Here is a 24,637-nt window from a genome sequence, read left to right on the forward strand (position 1 = left end):
GGCGGCCCAGCAACCTCGCGCGAGGTAGCTGGGCCGCCGTCAGGTAGTACGGGGGTTATTTGGTGTCGGCGATGAAGTCGAGCATTCCGGCCTGGTTGACCGGCAGAGCCAACAGGCGGTCGAGTTCGGCCTCGTCGGGGTCGATGCCGAGGATGCGCAGCGAGTACTGGGTGAAGTCGCGCTCGATCATGTCAGGCGTCAGGTCGCCCGTCGGCCGGTACCACAGCGAGAGCGAATTGCAGATCGAGTGGATTGCGCGAGTGGCCAGAGCCGCACTGTTGACGCGGAACGTCCCTGCGTCGATTCCGGTCTGGACGATATCGCCCATGATCTCGCGAGCTTCCCGCTGGAGTTCCTTGACGCGGACCGCGTTGTCGCCGGTGAGGCGTTCGGTGTCGCGCAGCAGCACGGTGGAGACCGAGACGTTCTCCATCCGATAGCGGGCGAGGTAGCGCACGGCCACGGCCAGCTGATCGACCGGATCATCATCGACGTCGGCGATGACGGCCTGGCAGTGCTCGATGTACCAGGAATACGCTGTGTGGACGAGCTCGTAGAGTGCTTCCTGCTTGGATGGGAAGTAGTAGTAGAGCGCAGAGAGGCTCAGGCCTGCTGTCTGTGCGATGTCGCGGATGGACGCACCGTCGAATCCTTTGTCCGCGAAGGTGTCTCTGGCCGAGCGGAGGATATTGTTGCGGCCGTTGGTTGAGCGCGCGATGACCGGACTCCTTGCCTAGTTTTCCGTCGAAGCCGTCTTTTAACGAACAGTCTTTCACTTGCCCATCGACCATACACGACAGACGGGCTCTGCGGGCCTGATTTCGCGCGGAAATACGGTATCACCGTGTTCTGCGCCCGACTCCAATTAGTGACGAGGGTCACTCGATCCCCGGGAATGATTGAGTGTTCAACCATGTTGCCCAGTGTGGAGTTGCAAGTGATCCGGTGCGCCGAGGTCGCTGGCTCCACCCGTGAACTCGACCGCCACGGCCGCCCGGCCGGCGGACACCGCTCAACGATTTGAGGACGCATATGCTCAACATTGCCATCATTCCCGGAACCTCCCGCCCGCAGGCGCTCAACCCGCAGATCGTGAACTGGGTCGAGCAGCAGCTGGCTTCCAACGGCGATGTCCGCGCCGAGGTCGTCGACTTCGGCAGCTTCGACCTGCCCCTGCTCGACGAGGTCATCCCCGCCGGTGCGAAGATGTACGCCAATGACCACACGAAGGCCTGGGGCGCGAAGCTCGAAGAGTTCGACGCCTTCATCTTCGTCACCCCCGAGTACAACCACTCGATCTCCGGCTCGCTGAAGAACGCCCTCGACTTCGTCGCCACCGAGTTCAACCACAAGGTTGCCGGCATCGTGAACTATGGCGCCGACAAGGGAGTGCGCGCGGCTGAGCACCTGCGCCACATCCTCGCGAACTACAAACTGGCCGTCGTCCGCGACCAGGCATCGTTCTCGATCTTCACCGACGTTGCCGACGGCACCTTCGCCCCGACCGAGGTCTCGACCGCCCCGTTCGCATCCATGGTCGACGACATCGTCGCCTGGGGCGAGGCGCTGAAGTCCGTGCGCGAAGCCGGCGCCGAGGAGCAGGCCGCCTGAGTCTGCCCGCATCGCTGAACTGAGACAAGCCCGCCGGTCACCCGACCGGCGGGCTTCGTCGTCCCCGCACTTGCGTTAGAGTCACAGTGATCAACTGTTCGCTCAGCGATGCAAAGGACACTCATGGATCTCACGAACACCGTCGCCCTCGTCACCGGCGGGGCCTCCGGCCTCGGCCGCGCCACCACCGAACGTCTCCTGGCCGCCGGCGCCCAGGTCGTCATGGTCGATCTCAACGCCGAGGTGGGGCAGCAAGCCGCCGCCGAACTCGGCGATTCCGCCCACTTCGTCACCGCTGACGTCACGAACGAAGAGCAGGTTCAGGCCGCCGTCGACACCGCCACCGGACTCGGCGCCCTGCGCGTCGTCGTCAACTGCGCGGGTGTCGCGACCCCCGGAAAGCTCGTCTCCCGCAAAGGTCCGCTGCCGCTCGAAGCATTCCAGAAGGTGCTCAACATCAACATCGTCGGCACCGTCAACGTCTGTCGCCTCGCCGCCGCCGCGATGCAGGAACAGGAAGCCGACGGCGAAGAGCGCGGAGTCATCATCAACACCGCCTCCGTCGCGGCCTTCGACGGACAGATCGGCCAGATCGCCTACTCCGCGTCCAAGGGTGCCGTGGCCGCGGTGACCCTCCCGATGGCACGCGAGCTCGCCGCCTCCCTCATCCGCGTCGTCACCATCGCACCCGGCATCTTCGAGACCCCGATGATGGCCGGTCTGCCCGCCGAGGCGCAGGAATCCCTCGGAAAGTCCGTCCCGCATCCGGCCCGACTGGGCAAGCCTGCCGAATACGCGCAGCTCGTCGAATCGATCGTTGCCAACCCGATGATCAACGGCGAGACGATCCGCCTCGACGGCGCCATCCGCATGGCCCCGAAATGATCGACTGACCCCTCACCGAGGATGCCCTCCCCGAGGACTTCCCCGTCGAGGATCGCGTGACCGACAGAGGCGCCCGTCCGCAATTGCGGACGGGCGGCTCTGTCGCTTGGTGGGACGCTCAGCGGTGCGAGTTGACGAGCAGTGCCAGCTGCACCCGCGAGGTCACCTCGAGCTTGTCGAAGATGCGCGCCAAGTGGGTCTTCACCGTCGCCGTCGAGACGAAAAGCGACCGCGCCACCTGCGCGTTCGTCATTCCCTGCGCGACCGCCTCGGCGATCTCCCGCTCCCGTGTCGACAGCGACGCGAGCGGATCCTGACCCGGCGCCGAGGCGGGCGGACGAGACGACATCAACGTGGCCAAGGCGGTCGCCGACAGAGTCCGGGTGCCATCGGCAGCCGCCCGGACGGCATTGATGAGCTCTTCCGGCGGGGTGTCCTTGAGGATGTAGCCGGCAGCCCCGGACTGCAGAGCGCGGTGGATGAAATCGTCGGTGCCGAAAGCCGTGAGCATGAGCACCTGCGGGTGTTCGGGATCGCTCAGCAACGTCTGTGCCGCCTCGAGCCCGTCGAGTCGGGGCATCCGGATGTCCATGAGCACAAGGTCGGGACTCAGCCGGCGAGCGAGGTCGATGGCTTCGACTCCATCGACCGCCTCGGCGATGACGTCGATATCGTCGGCAGCGCCGAGGAGGAGCTTGAGACCCGAGCGCATGAGCGATTCGTCGTCGGCGATGATGACGCGGATCGTCATGCTTTCTCCTGTTCGTCGTGGGAACCGGCCGTGTCGGCGGTGCCCGCTGAGTCGTCGTCTGTGAGGACGTCTGCGTCGATGGGGATGCGGGCGCGGAGGGTGAACTCCGGGGTCGTCGTCACCGTGAGGTCGCCACCCATGGCTTCCATTCTCTCCCGCAATCCGAGCAGCCCCAATCCGGATCCGGTGACGAGCTGCTGCGCTCCGGCGCGGAAGGCCGGGGCCAGCCCCGTGTGCGGATTGCTCGCGGTCAGTTCGAGGTGACCGTCGGCCTCATCGAAGCCGACTTTGATCGTCACCTTTTGGCCAGGGGCATGCTTGACCGCGTTCGTGATCGCTTCTTGGACGAAGCGATAGATCGTCGTCTGCTCGAGTGCCCCGCACCGGTGGAGCGCCGCGGCGGTCACGGGTTCGAGGTAGCGCAGCTCGGCGGTGTCGCCCCTGGCCGCGACGAGGCGGTCGATGTCGGGGTCGATGACCGTGCCCTGATCGTCGCTGCGCAACATCGTCAGCACCTCGCGGAGTTCGACACCGGAGCGACGGGCCGCATCGGCGATGAGGCGGGCGCTTTCGCGGACTTCGTCGGGGTCGAGGTCCTGCCGCACTGACAGGGCACCGGAGTACATGGCGATGACGGACAGGTGATGGGACAGAGAATCGTGCATGTCGCGGGCGATGCCGCGGCGCACCTCGGCGATGGCGCGGTCCTGCCGTGAGCGTTCGCGCAGCAGGGTCTGCGCGGCGGAGTCGATGAACCCCTGCTCGCGGGCGCCGCGGATGACGCCGATGATGACGATGACGGCGAAGACGACGCCGTTGGTTACGAAGATCGGGACTTCGAAGGCGCCGGTTGCCTGCGGAGTGAGGAAGTAGGTCGTTGACTGTGCGACGACCGCCGTCGCCAGCGCGCCGAAATCGAGTGCCCAGCTGCGTCTGGCCGCCAGGGAGACGAGCATGATCGAGGCGGCGAAGGCACCGAGAACGCTGACCGTGCCGATGAGGATCCCGATGATCCCGACGGTGACGGGAACCCAACCGCCCGGTCGGCGCTGGAGAGATTCGACGGATCCGTCGGCGGCGAGGAACTCCTCACCACCGCGGCCGGTGACGGTGAGGAATTCGCGCAGCTTCTCTGCGGCCAGCACCTTCGGGCGCAGCTGAGTGCGCGGAACCCGACGTCCATCGAGGACGAGGACGATGGGCAGGCAGACGAGGGCAATGAGTCCGAAGAAAAGGTGGACGAGGAACTCGAAATAGAGTGCGTCGTCCTGGGCTTCTGCGCTGTCAAGGTCCGGCCACTCGGTTCCGATGACTATGAAGAGCAAGAGCACACCGGCGGCAGCGGTGATGCCGGTCCAGAGGAGGGCTCGTGCGAGCGGGCGGCGGGCGGGGCGAGGAGTCACGCTTCGAGCCTACCGGGGAGACGGCTGCGAGACTGTCGTCCGAAAGGATGAGTTCTGCCGGACGCTGTGGCCGCAGGAACCCGGATGTAGGCATTCTGACGTGCGCAATCACCCGAACGGATGACACGAATCATGCCCTTGGCCGATGGCGGGCGACCGTCGGTTTCGAAAGGGTGGAGGCATGAGAAACCTACCCCGCCGCACATTGTCACCCACGCCCACCGCAACCCAGTCGGCTGCGCTCATAACAACCCAGCCGGACCTTAACCCCCATATCGACGGTTCCGTCGAGCCGCCTCGGCGGTATCATCGGCAGTTCGCCGAGCTGCCGAACAATCGGTGGTTCAATCCGATCCTCGTGGCCCTTCTGACCCTGGCGTTCTACCTGATCGCGGTCCTCGTCCTGTTCGTCGGCTTCTTCGTCTGGGCGCTGTTGGCCTTCGGCGCCGACGGCGACTTCAACGCCTGGTCGGACCGTCTCATCGACATGAACACCACCACGGGCGTGCTCTTCGGACTCATCAACGTCATCGTCATGTGGCCGGCGGCGGAGCTCGCGACCTTGTGCATCTATCGGCGCTGGTTCTCCTCGATGATCTCGCTGCGTGGAGGAATGCGCCTGCGTCGACTCGGCCGGTATCTACTGGCCGGCACGGCCGTGTGGGTGGTCTGCGCGTTGGTCATGGTGCTCTTCTCCGATGGTGCGATTGGCAGCCTGACCTCGGGAATCAAGTGGGATCAGCACGTGCTCACCATGCTCATCGCAATCGTCCTGCTCGTGCCCTTCCAGGCAACGGCCGAAGAGATCGTCTTCCGCGGACTGGCCATGAACATCACCGGCTCATGGCTGCGCCACCCCGCATGGGCCGTGCTCATCCCCGTGCCGATCTTCGTCGTGGGCCACGTCTACGACCTGCCGGGACTCATCGACGTCGGCATCTTCGCCGTCATCGTCGGCGTCCTGACCATCATCACCGGCGGACTCGAAGCCGGAATCGCCTTCCACATCGTCAACAACGTCTTCGCGTTCGGTCTGGGCGTGCTTGCCGGAGCCGACCTCAACGCGACGAGCGCCCCGACGATCGAGGTCGTCATGTCGATTGTCGCCCCGATCGTCTTCGCCGTCATCGTCGTCTTCGATGAGCGTCGCCGAGGCGGAACGACCCCTCGTCTGCCGAAGGGTTTCGAGGCTCCGCTGTCAGCAGCCGATCGATGAGCTCGTCGGCAGTTATGCCCTCGGCCCGGGCGGCGGCGTCGATGCGATCGAGCGTCGACGGGGACAAAGCCGGCGAAGGGTGAGTCGAAGGAGACTGGGTCGACGACTGCGCCGAGCGTGGCTGGGCCGACGACGACTGAGCTGATGCCGAAAGAGGATGGGAATTCGACGGCCGAGTCTGTTTCTCCGGCGTCTCGACGGTCTCGACGGCGCCGGTGGGCTTCGTCCCGGCCCTGAGCAGCAGCGACGTCAGCGGCACGATGACGACTCCCAACGCAGCGAGAATCCACACGATCCCGTTGACGCGGGTGAGCCACTCGAGTCCCCACGCCGATTCGACCCAGATCGTCACGAGCACCAGGCATGTGCCGAGGGCAAGCAGGCCGAGCGTGATCGGCAATCCGATCCGCACCAGCCAGGTCCGGGACGTCAGGAGCAGAATGAGCGAGGAAATCGAGGCGACAGCGGTGACAAGGGCGAATGAGGACAGCACCTGGTAGAAGATGTCGCCAAAGGTCATGCCGGTCGAGCCGGGGGCATGGTCACCCCACGAAAACGGATCGCCCCACAGCAACACAACGCTCAACAGCAGAGTGACGAAGGCCAGCAGAATTGTGACGCTGCCGAACCATTGAACTCGTCGACCGATGAGCGTCGCCCCACAGAAGGCGGCGACACTGCAGATGCCGGTCACTGCCGTCGTCCCGATGACCTGGAACGTCGCTTCGGACTCGATGTCGCCGAGGAGGACGATGATCCCGCCGGCTGCAGCCAGGCCGAACGCCACGACGATGATGATGGCAATCGTGCGCCGGAGATCCCGGACGAACTGGGACTGTTTCCGTGGCACGGACTCGGTCGCGGGCGTCGTCAGGCCGGAACGTGTCGATGACGATGAGTGAGGCACTGTTCATGCACCTTTCGGAGCGGATTTCAGACAGCAGGAATCCCTGATTGATTATGTCATCAATCCGTTCGCCCTCACTCCACCGGCAGCGATGCCCGCACGGCGAACCCGCCGGCTTCCGTCGGCCCCACCTGCAGGCTCCCGTTCAGTGCTTCGACGCGTTCGCGCATCCCTTTGATGCCGAAACCTCCGCCGAGGTGGCTGTGCCCACCCGGATCCGACCCGCTGTCGGGTTCCCCGTTGAGCACGGAGATCTCGAGTCGGGTGCCGATGACCGTGACGGTGACGCCCACCGCAGCACCGGCTGCATGTCGCAGCGCATTCGACAGGCTCTCCTGCACCACGCGGAACGCCGTGAGACTCGTCGTCGGCGGCAGCGGCAGGGTCTCAGCCGGAAAGTCGAGATCGACGACTGCACCAGAACCACGTGTGACATCGACAAGAGCGGGAATGTCGTCGACGGTCGGCTGCGGAGCCAGATCGGCGTCCCGTCCGCCGCGGAGGATTGCGAGCAGTCCGCGCATCTCCGTCAGCGCCTGCCTGGCCGATGAGGCCATCGAGTCGAATTCGCCGAGGCTGCGCTCATCGAGTCCGGGCAGTCGGTACTTCGCCGTGGTCGCCTGCACGCTGATGACCGACATGCTGTGGGCGACGACATCATGGAGTTCCTGAGCGATCCGGTTGCGCTCTTCCAGCTCCTGGCGCTTCGCCAGCTCCGCGGCACTGAGTTCGCGTTCGGATTCGAGCTGCTGGCGACCTTTGATGAGCAGGTTGCCGATGACGCCGATGATCCCGGCGCCGGCGGCGATCGACATAGTGGTGATGACGTTCGACAGAGCCCCGGGCAGCTCGCCGGCATGCGGCAGGATCAGGGCGAGCACACCGATGAGCGCACTGCCCGACCACAGTGCCACGAGGTGGATCCAGCGGTGACGCAGTCCGATGATGAGGTGGAGGAACACGAGAGCCAACAGTGAGGTGACCGTGAACGGTCGGACCGCTCCCGAGATGTCCGCGGTGAGGAGGATTCCCGCCAGCTGACCGACGAGTCCGAGAGCGATCGCCGGAATCGGCCAGCGCACGACAAGGACGAGGGCGGCGCTCTGGGCAAGCGCAATGAGCATGGCGAAGACCGTCGGAACGTCGTAGAGAACCGTCGTCACCGGCCATGAGATCGCCACGAGTACGGCACCGACGAACACGGAGATCAGCCAGAACCACCCCTCACCGCCGGTGATCGCCTGGAACCTCGACGGCTTCGGTGAGGCTTCGGGAGTCGCCTGCGACCCCGCTGCTGGACTCGCAGCGACTGCAGTGGTCCGAGGCCCGCCCGGATTCTGCGCAGCGCCAGAACCTTCGACATCGTGGGACAGGGCCGCACGAATCGCGACGATCTCGAGCAGCGCCATGGCATGGAGAACGAAGGGGAACGTCAGCAGCAGGATGATCCCGACGATGAACTGGAAGGTGGCCTCGGCTGCGAACCCGAGATCAGTGACCGGGGAGTTCGTCACCCACGCGACGACGAAGTCGACGGTGTTTCCGCCTCCGTCGGGGACGAACGCGCCCCAGAAGAAATGCGTGATCCCGCCCAGACCGCCGGCGAACCAGGCCAGGCAGACGGAGAACGTGAAGAGCCGGATCGGCAGGGCGAACACGGTTTCGAAGAGTAAGTCCAACCACGCGCGGGCATCGGACAGCGGAGCCAACCACCAGCGAAGTCCGTGTCCACGGGGACGGGGAGCCGCCTCGGCGATGGGCGCGCCCCAGGCGCGGGCACGGCCCCGGGAGAGGTTGCCGAACGCGCGGGCGACGGTGAGCGTCAGCGGCAGGAGGATCACACCGACCCAGACGATGACCGTGGCTATCGAGGCGGAGAACAGGGTGATGAGCACCGGGAACGCGATGAGCGAGATGAGCAGGCTCGGGGCGATGAGAACGGAATCGCGGCCGAGATTGCGCCACAGCCTGGCCCACCGCGAACGCGGTTCGCGAGGGGCCGGAGAGTCGGCGGCCGACGTTGCGTTCGGGCCGATCTGCGGAGGCTCTGCTGGGCGGGGCACGTCTCCAGCGTACGTCTCGGCGGGGGCGGGGGAGGTGAGATCGGGGGAGTGGTTCACAGCGTGATTCCTTCCTGAGCTGTCTGCGAGGCGGCCGGCGCAGGGGCGGCGGGAGCAGTGCCGCGAGATTCGAGGACTTTCGGGTGGAAGCGCGAGAGCATCCACACCCCGCCGATGCCGACGGCCGCGGAGACGAGCAGACCGATGACAGCCGGCGGCGTCAGTCCCGTGTATTCGCCGAAGAACGCGGCACCGATGATGACGGCGACGATCGGGTCGATGACCGTGAGACCGGCCAGCACCGTCTCGGCGGGGCCGCAGGCATACGCGGTCTGGACGAGCCAGAATCCCGCTGCCGAGGCCAGCCCGACTGCGGCCAGCAGCGCCCACCAGCGCAGACCGAATGTGTCGAGTTCGGGCAGACCCGACATGACGACCGACCGAGCCAGGACGTGCGTGGCCGCAGCGACCGTGCCGAAGACGATCCCGGTCATGACGACCCTAGGGATGTGGCCGGCGGAGCTGAACGAGAACAGTCCGGCGAAGAGGGTGAGGGCGATGAGCACGGCGAGCAGCCAGGTCACCGACTGTGCGTTCACGGAGATATCGTGGGCGAACCTCGCCGAGGTGGCCACGAAGGAGAAGATCCCGAAGAGCGTGACCGCGATGCTGATGAGCAGCGGAGCACCGAGGCGGAGACCGAAGTACCGCCGGCCGATGAGGACGGCGAAGACGAGCGAGACCGCGCCGATGGGTTGGACGATGGAGACCGGACCGAGTCCGAGTGCGATGACGTTGAACACCGTGACCAGCCCCATGAGGCCGAGCCCGGTGACCCAGGTGGCGCGACGGCGCAGGCCGGGGGCCATGGTGGCCACGGCATGCTGCTGGAAGTGGGTTCCCAAGGCCAGGCAGAACGCTGCGGCGGTGGCGAGGATGACGGCGGTGATGATCATGACTCGAACATTAGGGAGGCGGTATGCGCCGGCACATCATACGCAGGAGTGAAATGGGTGCCGCACGTATCACCCATGAGGATGAAATTCGGTCGAAACCGGGCACGGTCGGCGGATTCTCGGGGATTGCGCGGGTTCCGTGACCACACTGTCCGGTAGGTTGGAACCATGCCGGGAATTGAGGATGCGCTGGGCGGGGACGGGGGAGCCGCCTCGGCGAGTGTGCCGCCTCCGTCGGAGACGACGATCAGGGTCGCCATCGTCGACGATCAGGCGATGGTGCGGCAGGGGTTCGGGGCACTGCTCGACGCACAGTCGGACATGCAGGTCGTCGGCAGCGCCGATGACGGATCCGCCGTCGTCGACCTCGTGCGCCAGACGAGCCCCGATGTCATCCTCATGGACATTCGGATGCCGACCCTCAACGGGCTCGACGCCACCCGAGCGATCTTCAACATGCCCGGAGCCCACCCGCGGGTCATCATGCTCACCACGTTCGACGCCGACGAATATGTGTTCTCCGCGCTGCGGGCCGGTGCCAGCGGATTCCTCCTCAAGGACGCCACCGCCGAGGACATGATCACCGCGGTCCGCGTCGTCGCCGGAGGGGAATCGCTGCTCGCGCCCTCGGTGACCCGCCGGCTCATCGCCGAATACGTCGCCGGGCCCACCGTGGCCAAGGACACCGCCGTGCTCGGCCAGCTCACCGACCGGGAGATCGACGTGATGACCCTGGTGGCGAAGGGGCACGCCAACGCCGAGGTGGCCGAGCAGCTCTTTCTCGCCGAACAGACCGTGAAGACCCACGTGTCGAGGATCCTGTCGAAGCTGGGTCTGCGCGACCGCACCCAGATCGTCGTCGCCGCCTACGAGTCCGGGCTGGTCGTCGCCGGGAGCTGAGGGCGTTCTGTTGCGGGCTTCGGGCTGGGAACGCCTGCTTAGGTGGTCAAAATGGTCACGCCGTGCTCGGTTTTCTGTGACCATTTCGCCCACCTAAGCGCATCGCAGTTTGAGGAAAGTGCGGTCCGCCGGTCTGCCCGCCCGGTGACTGCCTGACTACTCGCGGGCGAAGCGAGAGCCGAGGTCCTTGACGATCGTCTCGGCAGAACCGTCCCGGGCGCCGCGGTAGCCGGTACCCGCCCATAGGTGTAGGTTCTGCGGGTCATCGGCCTTCTTCGCCGCGGCCCGGAATTCCTTCGTCAGATGATGCACCGCCGGGTAGGCGTCGACGGCGACCGGATCGAACTTCCGCACGAAGTCATTGACCAAAGCTCGAGCCGGACGACCCGTGAACGCCCTGGTCAGCTGGGTGTCAGCGAACTCATCGGAAGCAAGTGCGGCCCGATGCGTGGGCGCCGTGCCTGCCTCGTCTGAGCGCAGCAGCAGGGTGCCCACGACGACGGCGCTCGCCCCGGCCTCGAGGAGGTCGCCCACCATGGCCTCACCGTCGACTCCGCCTCCCGCCGCCACGGGCAGGTCCACCTCGGCGAGGATGTCGCGGACGAGTTCGGCCGTCGCGCGGTCTTCGACGGTCCGCGTCGGATCGGCCGTTCCCGAATGTCCGCCGGCACGCGGACCTTGGACGATGAGCCCATCGACCCCGACTTCGGCAGCCGCACGAGCCTCGGGAACCGAGGTCACCGTGGCGACGACCTGAGTGCCGACGGCGTGGAGGCGGTCGACCGCCTCGGCGGTGGGCAGATTGAACGTCGTTGAGACCAGGGGGACGGGGTGCTCGGTGAGCCAATCGAGCTTGGCGCCGAAGTGATCGTCGTCCTCGACCGGTTCGGGGTCGAGCGTGATCCCACGCTCGGCAGCGGCCGGTTCGAGTGCGGTGACGAAGTCATCGAATGCTTCGCGATCGACGGGGACGGGGTTCGGAACGAAGAGATTGACGCCGAAGTTCGGGGTCGTCTCACGCATCCGTGTGATAAGCGGAGCGAGGGCCTCGGCGGTGAGATAGCCGCCCGCGACGAAGGGGAATCCACCGGCCCGAGCAACCGCCTCGGTGAGTTCGGGCGTCGTCGTCCCACCGGCCATGGGTGCGCCGATGATGGGCAGTGCGGTCTTCGCGAAGGCGATCGTCACGGTTCTCTCCTTATATCGGCCGGAACCAGGCTCGGTGTCTGTCGCCGAACGAGGCGGCCGGGTGGTCGGGCGTGCTCATCGCCATTCTCACACGTGCGGACGACGCGAGTATGAGGTGGTCGGTCAGCGGTATCCCTCGGAAGTATCGGTCGGCGGGGGAGAGGTCGGCTCTCCGGCGTGATGTGGAAGGGCAGATGCGGTTCCTAACTTTGGTGTCAATGCATCCGGTCGCACGTGATCGGCACTGAATGACTCTGACACTGAATGACTCTGACGAGGAACTGATATGACACTGACACTCAACGACCCGTTGCCGTCCGATGATCACCATGAGAATACGCGGCTCGCTGGAAGAACCATCCCGAACGCAACACCCGTTCCGCTGCGCAGGCAAGCGAAGCCCCACCGTGACCAAGCCATCGACCTTCTTCGCTTCGGTTGCCTGGTCGTCGTGGTCGTCCTCCACTCGCTGATGAGCGCGGCGGTGCTCGGCCCTGGCGGCACGGTGGTGCCCACCGTCGCGCTGTCCGGCACTCAAGGATTCGCCGCCGCATCTTGGTTCTTCCAGATCATGCCGCTGTTCTTCATCATCGGCGGTTACGCGGGCATCACCGGCTGGCGCCGCACCCGCGCCCGAGGAGGCACCTGGACCGACTATCTGCGCGCTCGCCTGCGCCGGCTCGTCGTACCCGTCACCGTGCTCATCGGCCTCGCCGGCCTCGGGCTGTCCGTGGCCGGCGAGCTCGGAGTTTCGCCCGACCTCCTCGCCGAGGCCAGTCTGCGGATCGGCCAGCCGTTGTGGTTCCTCGCCGTCTACGTCGGCCTCACCGCGCTCGTGCCGGTTGCCGTGCATTTCCACGAAACCGCGCCGAGGCGGTCCCTCGCATCCCTCGCCGGTGCCGTCATCGTCGTCGACAGTCTGGTCGCGGTCACGGGCGTGACCGGGCTCGGCTACCTGAACTTCCTGCTTGTGTGGCCCCTGGTCCAGCAGCTCGGCTTCTTCTACGCCGATGCGCTCGACCGTCCCGTGCACAGGCCCATCGCCTGGTTCGTGCTGGTGGCAGCGCTGCTGACCCTGGTCGGACTCGTCTCGGCCGGCGTGTACAGCCCGAACATGCTCGTCAACCTCAATCCGCCGACCGGTGCCCTCGTCCTGCTCGGGGTGGTCCAGATGTGCGGATTGCGCCTCGGCCACGCTCGGCTGGGCCGAATGCTCAACGCCGCGGACGAGACCACGAGCACCTCCACCGGCGAGGCGGCTCTCGACCCTCGAGTCCTCCGCGCGCAGATCTGGGGCCGGGTCATCGCCTGGGGCAATCGGTACGGGATGCATGTCTACCTGTGGCATATGAGCATCGTCATCGTCCTCATCGGCGGCCTGGGCGCGCTTGCTCAGGTTGTGTCTCTCGTGCCGGGTGCCTCCGAGCTCGTCCTCCCGGAGATCGGATCGTCATGGTGGTGGGCCACACGTCTGCCCTGGCTGATTGCTGTGATGGTGCTGTCCGGCCTGGTGGCCATGGCCGCCGAGCGGATTCCGTTTCCGTCGGAACAGCGGCTTGCCGCGGTCGGTCGAGTGATCGCCGAGATCGCGCGTGAGGTGCGCGGACGTGAGACACATGAGCAGGGTTCGGCGGCTTCCCACGTTGACGCCGACGGCGTCGCCCCAGCTGTTTCCCGTGCAGGAGCCGACGCCGTGACCCCGACTCTCGGTCATCCGCGGTTGCGGGCCGCCATCGCGGTCGGTGCCGCCGCAGCCGGCATCTCTGTTGCTCTGCTCGTCGGGATCGCCCCGTTGATCTGGACGTTTGTCGCGTTCGGCCTGCTCCTCACCTCGCTCACCATCTCAGCTGGGCTGACTCCGCGGAGGTGACCGCGCAGGGCTGATCCGGCAGCTGTGTCCGGCCCGCGCGGCGAGCCTGGCACAACTGGGACGCGCGAGTCACTCCACCGAGGCAGCCAATTGATCGGTGACTGTTCCCCATCCGTCGAAGAAGCCGAGTTCTTCGTGTCGGGCCCGCTGTTCGGGGCTGCCGTGTCGGACGATGGCGCGGTAGTCGGTGCCGTCGGGATGGTCACCGAGGATGATCTCCGTGGTCATCGCCACCGGGTCCGGCAGCGCCGGATGCCAGGAACTGCTGACCGCGTTCGTGAACACGAGTCGGCTGCCCTCCTCGATGACGAGGAACACTGCGTCGACATGAGGTCGCCATTCGGTGCCGTCCTCGCTCATCTGGGTGACGAAGGCGCCGCCCGGGGTGAGCTCGAGGGAGTCCACGCGAAGTTGCAGCGGTGCGGGAATCCACCACTGGGCGAGCTGAACCGGTGTGGTCCAGGCGTCCCAGATCGTCTGCTTCTGGGCGCGGATGACGCGTTGGATGCTGAGGTCGAGGTCTGGATTCTGATTCCGGGTGCGAGAGAGATGGGTGGTCATGATTCCTCCTGGGTGACGAACTGCTCGAGCCGATCGGTGCTCTCTTCCCAGATCCGCCGCTGTTCCTCCAACCAGCCCGTAAGCAGGTGGAAGCGATTCTGATCGAGCACGCAGGTGCGAACTCGCCCGGACTTCTCGGTTCTGATGAGGCCGCACGATTCGAGGCTGCGCACGTGCTTCATAAAGGACGGCAGCGAAATCGACAGCGGACTCGCCAGTTCCCCGACGCTGGCCGGTCCCGCGCCGAGGCGTGCGATGACCCCGCGTCGTGTGGGATCCGCCAGGGCCGCAAACATCGCGTCGAGCTCATGCGAATGAATCTGATGCTTAGCCATAAGGCTAAGTATTACACCCTTTTGGCCTAGTGCGGAAGAGGAAACCGAGGATAGACGCGTCGAAAAATGACAATTATCGGCGACATATGACATGCAGTGACAATGCGCGTCACCGGGCATGCACGAACGGGAATCGGCCACTCACACTGAAGCACACCGCAGATGCGCGGTACCCATCAGTGAAGGAAGGATCCGCCGTGAGTTCACCCCGTTTCGAACCCACCACACCCGCCGGAATCTCGACCCGATCGGTGCACTCGGGAGCTATGCCCGAGGCACACACCGGTTCGGTCGTGGCCCCGATCTTCCAGACCTCGACCTTCATGATGGACACCCCGGGACAGACTCGTGCCGGCTTCGACTACGCGCGCACGGGCACCCCGAACCGCAGCGACCTCGAACAAGCTCTGTGCGAATTGGAAAGAGCAACGTTCGCCGCGGCCGTGAACTCGGGAACGTCGGCCGAGGTGGCCGTGTTCTCCGCGCTGCTGCGTCCCGGTGACGAGGTCATCTTGCCCCGCGACGTCTACGGCGGGACCTTCCGGCTCCTGCAGAACGAGTACGTGCGCTGGGGAGTGGTCATCCGCACCGTCGACCTCACCGACACCGAGGCGCTCGCCGCCGCCATCAATGAGAACACCGCGATCATCTGGGTCGAGACACCGAGCAACCCCGGTCTCGACATCATCGACATCGCCGAGACGGCCCGGCTCGCCCACCGCGCGAATGCACTCCTGGCCGTGGACTCGACCTTCGCGACCCCGGTGCTGCAGCGTCCGCTGGAGCTCGGTGCCGATATCGTCGTCCACTCGACGACGAAGTTCATCAACGGCCACTCCGATGTCATCGGCGGTGCCGTCCTCACCGGTGATGGGACGAGCTGTCCCCGAGCCGCCGAGGTGGTCGACCGTCTCGAGAACCACCTCGCGTCCGTCGGGCTGGGTATCTCCCCGTTCGACGCCTGGCTGACCAGGCGCGGGATCAAAACCCTGCCGGTGCGGATGAAGGCGCACTGCGCCAACGCGCAGGCAGTGGCCGAATGGCTCGAGACTCGCGATGAGGTGGCCGATGTGATCTACCCGGGCCTGCCGTCGCACCCGGGGCATGAGGTGGCGAAGCGGCAGATGAGCGGGTTCGGGGGAGTGGTGTCCCTACGCACCGACACCGAGGAGCGGGCGTTGTCCCTGGTGGCGAACACGAAGCTCATCACTCTGGCCGAGTCGCTCGGAGGAGTTGAGTCACTCATCGACCACCCGGCGACGATGACGCATCTGTCCGTGGCAGGCAGCGAGGTCAGCGTTTCCGGCAGGTTCATCCGCCTGTCCGTCGGCATCGAGGACATCGATGACATCCTCGCTGACCTCGCCCAGGCCTTGGATGCCACGGCGGAGGGATCGGCCGAGGCGCCATCCGACCTTGACTCAAGCCGTATTGCCGACCCGGATGCCTCGGTTATCGGAGTCTCGGTCCTCGCTTAGCCGGCAGCCATCACGCACCGGCAACGTCACATCCCACCCCGAGTGGCACGTCCTCCCGGTGCTTCGGCATCCCTCACTCATTGTGGCGAAACACCTCCTTGCACCGGGGTAATTCGCCGCGAAGAGTGAGGGATGCTCAGGTACGGCACGGCGTGAGGAGCGCGCGGGGATCCAGAGTCCACCGAGGATCCCGTGTCCGTGGTCACAGGGTGTCGGGAAAACCCGACGTGGGGTCGGAGGTCTTCGTGCTGTTCGCGCGCCCACGGCTCCCGTAGCGTTATTGCTATGAGTGAGAAGACCCCCGAGAACCCGCAGGATCAGGAGCCGGTCGGCCCCGATCCGCAGGAGACTCAGACCCCCGAGGCGGCCCCAGGCATGTCCTCGGACGATGTCCCCGCCGCGGATGACCATGGCACCGCAGATGCGGCGCCCGGCACGATGGAACGCGAAGAGTCCATCAGCGCCGAAGCGATCGTCAATGCACCGCCGACCACCGAAGTCGATGCAGCGGCAGCCGATGCGGCCGCAGCCGACGCGACCGTAGCTGATGCGACGGCGGCCGATACGGCCGCAGCCGACGTGACAGCGGTCGACGAACCGACCGCTCGCGAAGCCGGCGAGTTCCGGACGAAGCCCGTCGACCTCGATGTTCCCTTTGCAGCGGGCACGACCCGAGTGATGGGATCAGGCGACCAGGCTCAGCGACCTGACTACCCGCCGATGAACCCCACCCGGCCAGTCACCCACACGACCCCGATGGCTCCTGCCCAGCCGGGCACCCACACTCATCCCTCGGCTCAGGCCGCATCATCCGGGTACGCCCCTTCGAACACCCCGAACTACCCCGCACCGCCCGGCCACGCCCCTCAGCCCGGACCGCACCCCGCCCAGCAACCCGCCGCGCAGTTCGGTCGGCCCGCGCCGAATGCGCAACCCATGCCGAACGCGCACCCCGCCCCGAACGCGCAGCCCATGCCGGCCGCTCAGCCGATGCCACGTCAACGGCCGCCTCGGCGAATGAAGCCGCGACGCGAACCCGTCGCATACGCACCGGTCACCGGTTCGCTGCCGCTCAGCCGTGACGAGGTCACGGAGATCCCCGCCGACGGCCCCATCACCTGGCCCAAGCGCCCCACCGGAATCATCGGCGTCGCGAACCTCGTGCTCTCCGCCGTCCTCGGCCTGATCTGGGCGTGGATACCGCTCGGACTGCTGTTCACCGGCATCGGCGGAATCTTCGCCCTCGGTCTCGGCGTCCTCGCCCTCCTCGTCTGGGTTCTCGTCCAGCAGGGCGCGAACAACGCCGAACGCTACCGAGCCGAACTCATCTACTCCGATAAGATCCCCGTCCCGAAGATCGAAAGCAGCAATCGCGATCCCGGCATGGGCCGCTTCCTCCACAACCGCTGGCTGCAGGTGAAATCCGGTGCCTTCTGGCGCTCGACCGCCCACCACTACATCAAGATGCTCCTCGGCCTGATCGTCGTCGCCGGCACCATCGCAGCGATCTGCGGGTCCATCTTCGGCATCTTCGCGGCCATCAACCCCCACGGAGTCAACACCTTCTTCATCGGTGAATCCATCGACGGACCGGCCCGTATCGGTGTGGCCATCGGCGCCGTCATCGTCCTCGCCAGCTCGCTGGCCATCCTCTGGTTCGCCCCGTTGCTCGACCGCGCCCTCGATCGGGCGCTGCTCTCACCGGCCCGCACTGTGGCGCTGCAGGCAGAGGTCACCGAACTCGACCGGGCCCGCATGGCCGGCATCGAGGCGGCCGCCGCCGAACGCCTGCGCATCGAACGCGACCTCCACGACGGAGCCCAGCCCCGCCTCGTCGCGCTGACCATGACCCTGGGAATGGCGAAGACGAAGATCGACTCCGACCCGGAACGGGCGAAGGAACTCGTGTCCGAAGCCCACGCCGAGGCGAAGGGCATCGTCACCGAACTCCGTCAGCTCGCCCGCGGCATCCACCCCGCCGTCCTCACCGACCGCGGACTCGACGCCGCCGTCTCCGCTCTGGCAGGTCGTGCGACGATCCCCGTCGATGTCGATGTTCGACTCGAGGGCCGGATCGGGCGCGAAGCCGAAGCCGTGTCCTACTTCGTCGTCGCCGAATGCCTGACGAACATCACCAAGCATTCGGGTGCGACTCACGCCAGAGTGTTCATCGCTCCGACCGATTTCGGTGTGCAGATCGTCGTCACCGACAACGGCCACGGCGGAGCACGCGTCGACCGTTCCGGGCGTCACACCGGAATAGCCGGTCTCATCGACCGGGTCGAAGCCGCTCGTGGCACACTGAACCTGACCAGCCCCGCAGGTGGGCCAACGACTGTAGTTGTGGAGGTGCCATGCGCATCGTAATCGCTGAAGACTCTGCCGTCCTGCGGGCCGGACTCGAACGGCTGCTCGCCGACGCCGGACATGAGGTCATCGCCGCCGTGCCCGACGCCAACGAACTCCTCGCCGTCGTCCACAACGATCCGCCGGACCTCGCCGTCATCGACGTGCGCATGCCTCCGACGTTCACTGATGAAGGCATCCGCGCCGCCGTCCTCATCCGCAAGCAGAACCCGGACGTCAAGGTTCTCGTGTTCAGCCAGTACGTGGAAGAGCAGTACGCGTCCGAACTCATCGCCGAGAATACCGGCGGCTTCGGCTACCTGCTCAAAGACCGCGTCGCCGATGTCGAGGACTTCCTCGCCGCCGTCGATGAGGTCGCCGGAGGCGGCACAGTCCTCGACCCGGAGGTCGTGTCCCAGATCCTCGTGCGCACGCGCAAGAAGGACGGACTGTCGACCCTGAGCCCACGCGAAATCGAAGTCCTCCAGCTCATGGCCGAAGGCAAATCCAACGCCGCCATCGCCCGCACTCTCTACCTCAGTGCCGGTGCCGTAGAAAAGCACATCTCCTCGGTGTTCACGAAGTTCGGCCTCACCGCCGACACCTCGGACAACCGCCGAGTCCTCGCCGTCCTCACATTCCTCGGAGCCTAGAATGCCCAGCACAGTGCGCATCAGCGAATCCGCCCGCGTCGGTCTGCGCGCGGTCCTGATCATCCTCGCCGCCGTCGTCCTCCTCATCCCCGTCATCGTCAGCACCGCCCAGGGCGCCTCCCGCCTCGACTACGGGCGGATCGAAGCGAGCGAACCGCTGCCGAAGGCGATGAAGGAACTCAAGATCGGCCTCGACTCCGGCGGTGCCGTCGACATCAGGACCGCCGACGTCGCCGAGGCGACCGTCAAGCTCACCGGCACCGGTCCCCGCGACAGCTCCGCGAACCTCGAGGTCGACAGTCGAGCTGATACCGCCGAGGTGGACCTCAAGAACGCCGGGAAACTGGAGAACACCCGGTTGACCGTCACCATGCCGACCAGTGTGGCGAAGGACCTTGCGCTGGACTTCGACGGCAACTACGGCCGGTTCGATGCCACCGGCGACTTCAACGAGATCACCGCCCACACCGGCGGCGGAGCAGTGAGCGTGACCGGTTCGGCAGACAAGATGCGGACCTCGAGCGATTGGGGCGCCACCTACCTCGACGGAGAATTCGGAACGGTGTCGGCCAAAACCGGAGTCGGCGCCATCGAAGGGGAGAACCTCACTGTCAGCGACCGCATCGACGTGGTCAGTTCGACGGGAACCGTCGACCTCGACTTCACCAATCAGGCGATGCCCACCGGCGGAATCGTTGCGAAGACCGAAGAAGGCTCGATCGACATGCGGGTGCCGAACCTCGAGCTCACGTCGGAAGAGCTGGATGAGGACTTCTTCTATCGGATCAACGCGAAGTCCAATGACGGCACCGTCGACCTCGCCTCCGATCTGGAGAAGTTCGATGTGGCGGAGGACCCGAAGGAAGCCAAGGGCAAGACCCTTGTTCCGATCTCGGCCACAGCCGACACTGGTACCGTCACAGTCAACCAGAACTGAGAAACGACCGGCGCACGGGCGGGCTCGAATTCGGGCCCGCCCGTGCGGCGTCTGAGGGGTCGACGACCATGCAGATCACCGTCTACGGAGCTACCGGAACATTCGGCAGGCAGCTGGCTCCCCAGCTGCGCGAACGCGGCCACACAGTCATCGCCGCCCATCGCAGCAGCGGGGTCGACACGGTGACCGGCCAGGGAGTCGCCGAGGCGGCCGAGGGCAGCGATGTCCTCGTCGACTGCGTCAACCAGCTGACGACGAATGCCGACAAAGCCATCGACTTCTTCTCCCGCAGCTCACGCTCGATCGCCGAAGTCGCTGCCCGGCAGCCCGGTACTTCCGTGGCCGTCCTGTCGATCGCGTTTCGTCCGGAGACCGCCGAGTCGCGGCTGATGGGCTACTACCAGGGCAAGGCGATGCAGGAGCGCATCTTCCGCCGGCTCATCCCGGACGAGCAGCTGCTGATGTTCCGGTCCGCCCAATGGTTCGAACTCGTCGACACGATGACGATCAAGGCCGGGCCGCTGCGGTTCGTGCCGAAGATGCGCGTGCAGGCCCTGGCCGTCGCCGAGGCGGCACGCATGATGGCCGAGGCCATCGACGCACGCGAGACCGGCACCATCGAAGTCGCCGGCCCCGAGATCAGCGATTTCGCCGAGATCGCCCGCAGACTGACCACCGCGCGAGCCGAGAAAGCAGGGACGAGACCGCCGAAGATCGTCGGCATTCCGTTGCCCGGCCCGATGGCCCGCGACGGCCTCATCCCACCGTCACCGAGGATGTCCGACGTGACCGTCGACGAATGGCTGCGATCGGTCTGAGCCCCGACCGATGCGCTGAGTCCCGCGCATCGGGTCGAGTTCGAACCCTGAGCAAGGCGTAACATCCGTTCCGGAGGTTGAAATGGATTGGATGGAATACGGGCTCAACGGGGCCGACGCGGTCAGGATCGTCGTCTCGTGTGTGGTCTTCTACTTCGGGATCATTCTGCTCCTGCGCATCTTCGGTCAGCGCACTCTGGCCAGCCTGTCGAGCTTCGATGTGGCCGCGATCATCGCCATCGGAGCGATCATCGGGCGGTCCATCCTCGGTGATACCCCGACTCTTGCGGCTGGCATCTTGGGTCTGGCGACCCTGCTGATCCTGCAGGCGCTCAGCGGAGTCGGCCGGCGCTTCGGGTTCGTCCGCAGCGTCGTCAACTCTCCGGCCGTGGTGCTCATGGCCGGTGGCGAGATCCTCGCGGACAATCTGTCGCGGAGCCACGTCGACCATGACGAACTCATCGCGAAGCTGCGGTCTGCCGGTATCCGCAATCGCGATGAGGTGGCGTGCGCGATCCTCGAATCGACGGGCCAGATCAGCGTCATGCGGCGCGGTGCTCCGATCTCCGAGGAGATGCTCACTGGCATCGTCGGCGCAGACCGGGTGCCCCGCGACGGCTGAGTCTCAGTCGAGGCGATCAGTGGTCGCGACCCGCCATCGTCGGCGGGCTCCGCACCACGGATCAGTCGAGCCCGAGCACCCGTGCGCCATTGGTCCACAGCACCGAGCGCATCCAGTCATCGCCGAGTCCAAGGGCCGCGAGACCCGAGATCTGGTCGACGTAGGGGTAGGGGATGTTCGGGAAATCCGAGCCGAGGATGACCTTGTCCTCAAGCCCGGCCAGGCGTTCGCGGTAGGCGGGGGTCACCTCGGCGGGGGAGGAGAAATACCCGGAGGCGAACATCGTCGTATCGAGATAGACGTTCTCGTATTTTTCGGCAAGGTCGGCGAACTCGTCGTACTCGGGCATCCCCATATGCGCGATGACGAACTTCAGCTTCGGGAACCGCTCGAGGACATTGATCACTGCCTGCGGCCCCGTGTACGTGCCCGGCAGGGGAGCAGAACCGGCGTGGATGACGATCGGCACTCGAGCCTCTTCGAGCGCCTTCCACGCAGGGTCGAGGACCTCGTCATCGGGGGAGAACACACCGACCTGGACGTGGACTTTGAACAGCTTCGCCCCGGCGGCCAGGGCTTTCGGCACATAGTCGGCGGCTTCGGGTTCGGCATAGAGGGTGCCGCAGTGGATGACGTCGGCGTGGGCGGCGGCGAATTCGGCGTTCCACTCATTCAGCCACGCGGCCATGCCGGGCTTGTGCGGGTAGGTCAGGGCCGGGACGGCGCGCAGGCCGAGTTCGCGTACGGTGTTGAGGCGGGTGTCCTCGTCGAAGCGGTAGTTGATCGGCCAGTCGCGGCCGTAGTTGTCCGCGGCGTTGTCGAAGTACTCCCACACCTTGTCGAGCACGTTCTGCGGAAGGAAGTGGACGTGGACGTCGGCGAGTCCGGGCAGGCCGAGTGCGCGGACGTAGGCGGGGACCTCGGCATCGGTGCGCGGGGGAGTGGTCATCGTGTCGGGGACCTCGAAATCGCGACCGATCGTCGTCTCCGGAGCGGGATTCGCGGTCGCTCGGGCGGGTGATGGGGTCTGAGTCGCTGCATCATCGGAGTCGTCCATGGCCCCACTCTATGACCTCACCGCCGCCGACTCGGCGGACGGTCCGGAGTTCGGCCCGACTGATGCGATGTTTGCCGACACGGGCGGCGGTCGGTCCTCAGCGCTCGTCCATGCCCGGCGCATAGACTGCCCGCATGAGGCTGCGCGATCCGTTTACGATCCCTACCCCGTCCCAGGTCAGACCCGTGGGACAGGCGCCGTTCTGGACTCCTGGGCAGACCGTGACCTGGACGTTCCGGCGTTTCGACTTCGACCGTGACCGCGCCGAGGTGGCCCGCCCGATGCGTGTCATCGCCGATGGACCCGACGGTGCCGTCCTGTGGTTGGCCGGGGGTACGCCGACGCAGGAGACCCGGATCGTCGGGTGGGAGGAGACGAACGCCCACGATGTGCCGTTGAAGGCCCGGTTCCGACCTCTGGCCGCGGCGCCCACCAGGATCAATGTCGAGGGCACGTGGCGGGGCCGCGGGGTGCTCAAGATCGTTCCGCCGCAGGTTCCGTTCTCCGTGTGGGTGCTGCTCAAAGATGCTGGGGACGGTGTCGATCGTCCGGAGATCGGCGGTGTGCGGGTCGAGTGGTACATCAATCTCGAGGCCACGCACCAACGCACCGATGATGCGCTGTTCACCAGCGACCACATTCTCGACATCACTTTTCCGATCTCCTCGATGCCTCTGCACGCCGAGGACGGTCGGCTCGATCCGACAGGTGCCGTATTCAAGGACGTCGACGAACTCGCTGCGGCGGCGAACTATGGGGCGTGGCCGCAGGAGTGGTCGGAGATCATCCGGGACAATGGCAGCCACCTGCTCGACCACCTCGGCGATTTCGGGTGGGCCTTCGAACCCGAATGGGAGACGGTGGCCCGCGATCTGGTGGGGAAGGCCCGACTGGGTGCTGCCTCGGTGTCAGAAAAATCGTTCGATCAGGAACATCGGGCGATCCCGAATGGTTGTTATGACCGACAGCATCGGTGATCGTCGCGGATGCACCTGTCGCCCCACTGAAGCACACAAGTGAAGAATGATCTGCTACTGAAAGGAACCGTCTCCATGACGACCAACCATCGGATTCGCCTGAACTCGCGCCCCGTGGGCGCTCCCACCGCAGAGAATTACCTGCTCGACGAGGTGCCTGTGCCGACGCCGGGCGATGGGCAGGTGCTGCTGCGCACCCTCTATCTCTCGCTCGACCCATACATGCGTGGACGGATGTCGGACGCGAAGTCCTACGCCAAGCCCGTCGAGGTCGGCGATGTCATGGTCGGAGCCACCGTGTCCGAGGTCGTCGAATCAAATGCTCCCGAGTTCGCCATCGGTGAGATCGTGCTCGGGTACGGCGGTTGGCAGGAGTACTCGGTCGAGTCGACCGGGCACCTGCGCAAGATCGATCCGGAACTCGCGCCGATCTCCACCCACCTCGGTGTGCTCGGCATGCCCGGGTTCACCGCGTATGCGGGTCTGCTCGAGATCGGTCAGCCCAAGGAGGGCGAGACCGTGGCCGTGGCCGCCGCGACCGGGCCCGTCGGTTCCGTCGTCGGACAGATCGCGAAGATCAAGGGCGCGACGGCCGTCGGCATCGCCGGCGGTCCGGACAAGGTCGCGCACCTGCGTGAGCTCGGCTTCGACGTGGCACTTGACCACCGCACGGGGAACCTGCGGCAGGAGCTGAAGGAGGCGGTGCCGCAGGGCATCGACGTCTACTTTGAGAACGTCGGCGGGGAGGTCTTCGATGCTGTGCTGCCGCGGCTCAATACGTTCGCTCGCGTGCCCGTGTGCGGTCTCGTCGCCAACTACAACCTCACCTCGCTGCCCGAGGGGCCGGACCGTTCGGGAGCGCTCATGGGCAACATCCTGTCGAAGTCGCTGCTCGTGCGCGGATTCATCCAGACCGAGTTCGCCGAGCGTCTGACCTCGCAGTTCCTTACGGACATGAGCGGCTGGCTCAAGGATGGCAAGGTTCGCTTCCGCGAGGACATCCGCCCCGGACTCGAGAAGGCTCCCGAATACTTCAACGATCTGCTTACCGGCGGAAACTTCGGCAAGATGGTCGTCGCCGTGGGCGCCGAGAGCTGAGGCTGTCG

General features: G+C 65.9%; 23 protein-coding genes. 13 read left to right on the plus strand and 10 right to left on the minus strand.

Features of this window, described 5'->3' with window-relative positions; genetic code table 11:
• Positions 1-55 precede the first annotated feature (55 nt).
• Positions 56-718 (minus strand): TetR/AcrR family transcriptional regulator, encoded by a 663-nt coding sequence (locus tag BEP01S_RS17205; protein ID WP_062240933.1) that lies wholly within the window; start codon positions 716-718, stop codon positions 56-58.
• A gap of 314 nt (positions 719-1,032) precedes the next feature.
• Between BEP01S_RS17205 and BEP01S_RS04380 the strand changes: the two genes are divergently transcribed.
• Complete coding sequence (locus BEP01S_RS04380; RefSeq protein WP_039212101.1) at positions 1,033-1,611, plus strand: NADPH-dependent FMN reductase; 579 nt, start codon at positions 1,033-1,035, stop codon at positions 1,609-1,611.
• A 123-nt stretch (positions 1,612-1,734) separates the two neighbouring features.
• Entirely contained in the window at positions 1,735-2,496 is a 762-nt protein-coding gene (locus BEP01S_RS04385; protein WP_062240935.1) for an SDR family NAD(P)-dependent oxidoreductase, read from the plus strand.
• A 118-nt stretch (positions 2,497-2,614) separates the two neighbouring features.
• Here the strand turns inward: BEP01S_RS04385 and BEP01S_RS04390 are convergent, their stop codons facing one another.
• Both BEP01S_RS04390 and BEP01S_RS04395 read right to left on the minus strand, forming a co-directional pair.
• Complete coding sequence (locus BEP01S_RS04390) at positions 2,615-3,247, minus strand: response regulator (protein ID WP_062240937.1); 633 nt, start codon at positions 3,245-3,247, stop codon at positions 2,615-2,617.
• Positions 3,244-4,650: a histidine kinase gene (locus BEP01S_RS04395; protein WP_062240939.1), complete on the minus strand. Its 1,407-nt coding sequence runs from the start codon at positions 4,648-4,650 to the stop codon at positions 3,244-3,246. Before BEP01S_RS04395 ends, BEP01S_RS04390 begins: the two co-directional genes overlap by 4 nt.
• Before the next feature lie 181 nt (positions 4,651-4,831).
• Here BEP01S_RS04395 and BEP01S_RS04400 point away from each other — a divergent pair, with 181 nt between their 5' ends.
• The gene (locus tag BEP01S_RS04400) at positions 4,832-5,866 is read left to right on the plus strand and encodes a CPBP family intramembrane glutamic endopeptidase (protein ID WP_167348257.1); all 1,035 of its coding nucleotides are present in this window, start codon (positions 4,832-4,834) and stop codon (positions 5,864-5,866) included.
• Here BEP01S_RS04400 and BEP01S_RS16755 read toward each other — a convergent pair.
• The 3 genes from BEP01S_RS16755 to BEP01S_RS16760 all read right to left on the minus strand — a co-directional run bounded on the left by BEP01S_RS16755 (position 5,775) and on the right by BEP01S_RS16760 (position 9,789).
• On the minus strand, positions 5,775-6,773 hold the full coding sequence (locus BEP01S_RS16755) for a hypothetical protein (RefSeq protein ID WP_062240942.1): 999 nt from the start codon (positions 6,771-6,773) through the stop codon (positions 5,775-5,777). The genes BEP01S_RS04400 and BEP01S_RS16755 overlap by 92 nt on opposite strands.
• A 74-nt stretch (positions 6,774-6,847) precedes the next feature.
• Complete coding sequence (locus BEP01S_RS04410; protein WP_062240944.1) at positions 6,848-8,893, minus strand: sensor histidine kinase; 2,046 nt, start codon at positions 8,891-8,893, stop codon at positions 6,848-6,850.
• Entirely contained in the window at positions 8,890-9,789 is a 900-nt protein-coding gene (locus BEP01S_RS16760) for a DMT family protein (RefSeq protein WP_062240947.1), read from the minus strand. Before BEP01S_RS16760 ends, BEP01S_RS04410 begins: the two co-directional genes overlap by 4 nt.
• Before the next feature lie 168 nt (positions 9,790-9,957).
• Between BEP01S_RS16760 and BEP01S_RS04420 the strand changes: the two genes are divergently transcribed.
• Entirely contained in the window at positions 9,958-10,689 is a 732-nt protein-coding gene (locus BEP01S_RS04420; RefSeq protein WP_162835632.1) for a response regulator, read from the plus strand.
• A gap of 156 nt (positions 10,690-10,845) precedes the next feature.
• On the opposite strand, the gene BEP01S_RS04425 is transcribed toward BEP01S_RS04420, so the two are convergent.
• Positions 10,846-11,877 (minus strand): NAD(P)H-dependent flavin oxidoreductase, encoded by a 1,032-nt coding sequence (locus BEP01S_RS04425; protein ID WP_083532526.1) that lies wholly within the window; start codon positions 11,875-11,877, stop codon positions 10,846-10,848.
• A 286-nt stretch (positions 11,878-12,163) separates the two neighbouring features.
• Here BEP01S_RS04425 and BEP01S_RS04430 point away from each other — a divergent pair, with 286 nt between their 5' ends.
• Entirely contained in the window at positions 12,164-13,747 is a 1,584-nt protein-coding gene (locus tag BEP01S_RS04430) for an acyltransferase family protein (RefSeq protein ID WP_062240949.1), read from the plus strand.
• Positions 13,748-13,816: 69 nt separating this feature from the next.
• On the opposite strand, the gene BEP01S_RS04435 is transcribed toward BEP01S_RS04430, so the two are convergent.
• Together BEP01S_RS04435 and BEP01S_RS04440 are read right to left on the minus strand one after the other, a co-directional pair.
• Entirely contained in the window at positions 13,817-14,308 is a 492-nt protein-coding gene (locus tag BEP01S_RS04435; RefSeq protein WP_062240951.1) for an SRPBCC domain-containing protein, read from the minus strand.
• The gene (locus BEP01S_RS04440) at positions 14,305-14,643 is read right to left on the minus strand and encodes an ArsR/SmtB family transcription factor (protein WP_062240954.1); all 339 of its coding nucleotides are present in this window, start codon (positions 14,641-14,643) and stop codon (positions 14,305-14,307) included. The genes BEP01S_RS04435 and BEP01S_RS04440 overlap by 4 nt, the downstream gene beginning before the upstream one ends.
• A gap of 197 nt (positions 14,644-14,840) precedes the next feature.
• Here BEP01S_RS04440 and BEP01S_RS04445 point away from each other — a divergent pair, with 197 nt between their 5' ends.
• The 6 genes from BEP01S_RS04445 (at position 14,841) to BEP01S_RS04470 (ending at position 21,497) form a co-directional block, all read left to right on the plus strand.
• Entirely contained in the window at positions 14,841-16,121 is a 1,281-nt protein-coding gene (locus BEP01S_RS04445) for a cystathionine gamma-synthase (protein ID WP_280512728.1), read from the plus strand.
• A gap of 285 nt (positions 16,122-16,406) precedes the next feature.
• On the plus strand, positions 16,407-18,488 hold the full coding sequence (locus tag BEP01S_RS04450; protein WP_062240960.1) for a sensor histidine kinase: 2,082 nt from the start codon (positions 16,407-16,409) through the stop codon (positions 18,486-18,488).
• A complete protein-coding gene (locus tag BEP01S_RS04455) occupies positions 18,476-19,120 on the plus strand; it encodes a response regulator transcription factor (RefSeq protein ID WP_062240961.1) in 645 nt (214 codons plus the stop codon). The genes BEP01S_RS04450 and BEP01S_RS04455 overlap by 13 nt, the downstream gene beginning before the upstream one ends.
• Position 19,121: 1 nt before the next feature.
• Positions 19,122-20,057: a DUF4097 family beta strand repeat-containing protein gene (locus tag BEP01S_RS04460; RefSeq protein WP_062240962.1), complete on the plus strand. Its 936-nt coding sequence runs from the start codon at positions 19,122-19,124 to the stop codon at positions 20,055-20,057.
• A 68-nt stretch (positions 20,058-20,125) separates the two neighbouring features.
• A complete protein-coding gene (locus BEP01S_RS04465) occupies positions 20,126-20,875 on the plus strand; it encodes an SDR family oxidoreductase (RefSeq protein WP_062240963.1) in 750 nt (249 codons plus the stop codon).
• A gap of 82 nt (positions 20,876-20,957) precedes the next feature.
• On the plus strand, positions 20,958-21,497 hold the full coding sequence (locus BEP01S_RS04470) for a DUF421 domain-containing protein (RefSeq protein ID WP_062240964.1): 540 nt from the start codon (positions 20,958-20,960) through the stop codon (positions 21,495-21,497).
• Positions 21,498-21,558: 61 nt separating this feature from the next.
• On the opposite strand, the gene BEP01S_RS04475 is transcribed toward BEP01S_RS04470, so the two are convergent.
• Complete coding sequence (locus tag BEP01S_RS04475; protein ID WP_306306251.1) at positions 21,559-22,554, minus strand: amidohydrolase family protein; 996 nt, start codon at positions 22,552-22,554, stop codon at positions 21,559-21,561.
• Positions 22,555-22,688: 134 nt separating this feature from the next.
• Here BEP01S_RS04475 and BEP01S_RS04480 point away from each other — a divergent pair, with 134 nt between their 5' ends.
• Positions 22,689-23,531, plus strand: coding sequence for a ribonuclease FAU-1 family protein (locus tag BEP01S_RS04480; protein WP_062240965.1), 843 nt, complete (start codon positions 22,689-22,691; stop codon positions 23,529-23,531).
• Between the two features lie 75 nt (positions 23,532-23,606).
• Positions 23,607-24,629 (plus strand): NADPH-dependent curcumin/dihydrocurcumin reductase, encoded by a 1,023-nt coding sequence (curA, locus tag BEP01S_RS04485; RefSeq protein ID WP_062240966.1) that lies wholly within the window; start codon positions 23,607-23,609, stop codon positions 24,627-24,629.
• The last annotated feature ends 8 nt before the right edge of the window (positions 24,630-24,637 follow it).

The organism is Brevibacterium epidermidis NBRC 14811 (assembly GCF_001570805.1).
GTDB lineage: Bacteria > Actinomycetota > Actinomycetes > Actinomycetales > Brevibacteriaceae > Brevibacterium > Brevibacterium epidermidis.

Coding starts and splice junctions, on each gene's coding strand:
- BEP01S_RS04465 (WP_062240963.1), top strand. CDS start 20,126: ATGCAGATCACCGTCTACGGAGCTACCGGAACATTCGGCAGGCAGCTG.
- BEP01S_RS04480 (WP_062240965.1), top strand. CDS start 22,689: ATGAGGCTGCGCGATCCGTTTACGATCCCTACCCCGTCCCAGGTCAGA.
- BEP01S_RS04440 (WP_062240954.1), bottom strand. CDS start 14,643: ATGGCTAAGCATCAGATTCATTCGCATGAGCTCGACGCGATGTTTGCG.
- BEP01S_RS04450 (WP_062240960.1), top strand. CDS start 16,407: ATGAGTGAGAAGACCCCCGAGAACCCGCAGGATCAGGAGCCGGTCGGC.
- BEP01S_RS04430 (WP_062240949.1), top strand. CDS start 12,164: ATGACACTGACACTCAACGACCCGTTGCCGTCCGATGATCACCATGAG.
- BEP01S_RS04420 (WP_162835632.1), top strand. CDS start 9,958: ATGCCGGGAATTGAGGATGCGCTGGGCGGGGACGGGGGAGCCGCCTCG.
- BEP01S_RS04390 (WP_062240937.1), bottom strand. CDS start 3,247: ATGACGATCCGCGTCATCATCGCCGACGACGAATCGCTCATGCGCTCG.
- BEP01S_RS04475 (WP_306306251.1), bottom strand. CDS start 22,554: ATGGACGACTCCGATGATGCAGCGACTCAGACCCCATCACCCGCCCGA.
- BEP01S_RS16760 (WP_062240947.1), bottom strand. CDS start 9,789: ATGATCATCACCGCCGTCATCCTCGCCACCGCCGCAGCGTTCTGCCTG.
- BEP01S_RS04460 (WP_062240962.1), top strand. CDS start 19,122: ATGCCCAGCACAGTGCGCATCAGCGAATCCGCCCGCGTCGGTCTGCGC.
- BEP01S_RS04400 (WP_167348257.1), top strand. CDS start 4,832: ATGAGAAACCTACCCCGCCGCACATTGTCACCCACGCCCACCGCAACC.
- BEP01S_RS04455 (WP_062240961.1), top strand. CDS start 18,476: ATGCGCATCGTAATCGCTGAAGACTCTGCCGTCCTGCGGGCCGGACTC.
- BEP01S_RS04435 (WP_062240951.1), bottom strand. CDS start 14,308: ATGACCACCCATCTCTCTCGCACCCGGAATCAGAATCCAGACCTCGAC.
- curA (WP_062240966.1), top strand. CDS start 23,607: ATGACGACCAACCATCGGATTCGCCTGAACTCGCGCCCCGTGGGCGCT.
- BEP01S_RS04470 (WP_062240964.1), top strand. CDS start 20,958: ATGGATTGGATGGAATACGGGCTCAACGGGGCCGACGCGGTCAGGATC.
- BEP01S_RS04385 (WP_062240935.1), top strand. CDS start 1,735: ATGGATCTCACGAACACCGTCGCCCTCGTCACCGGCGGGGCCTCCGGC.
- BEP01S_RS04380 (WP_039212101.1), top strand. CDS start 1,033: ATGCTCAACATTGCCATCATTCCCGGAACCTCCCGCCCGCAGGCGCTC.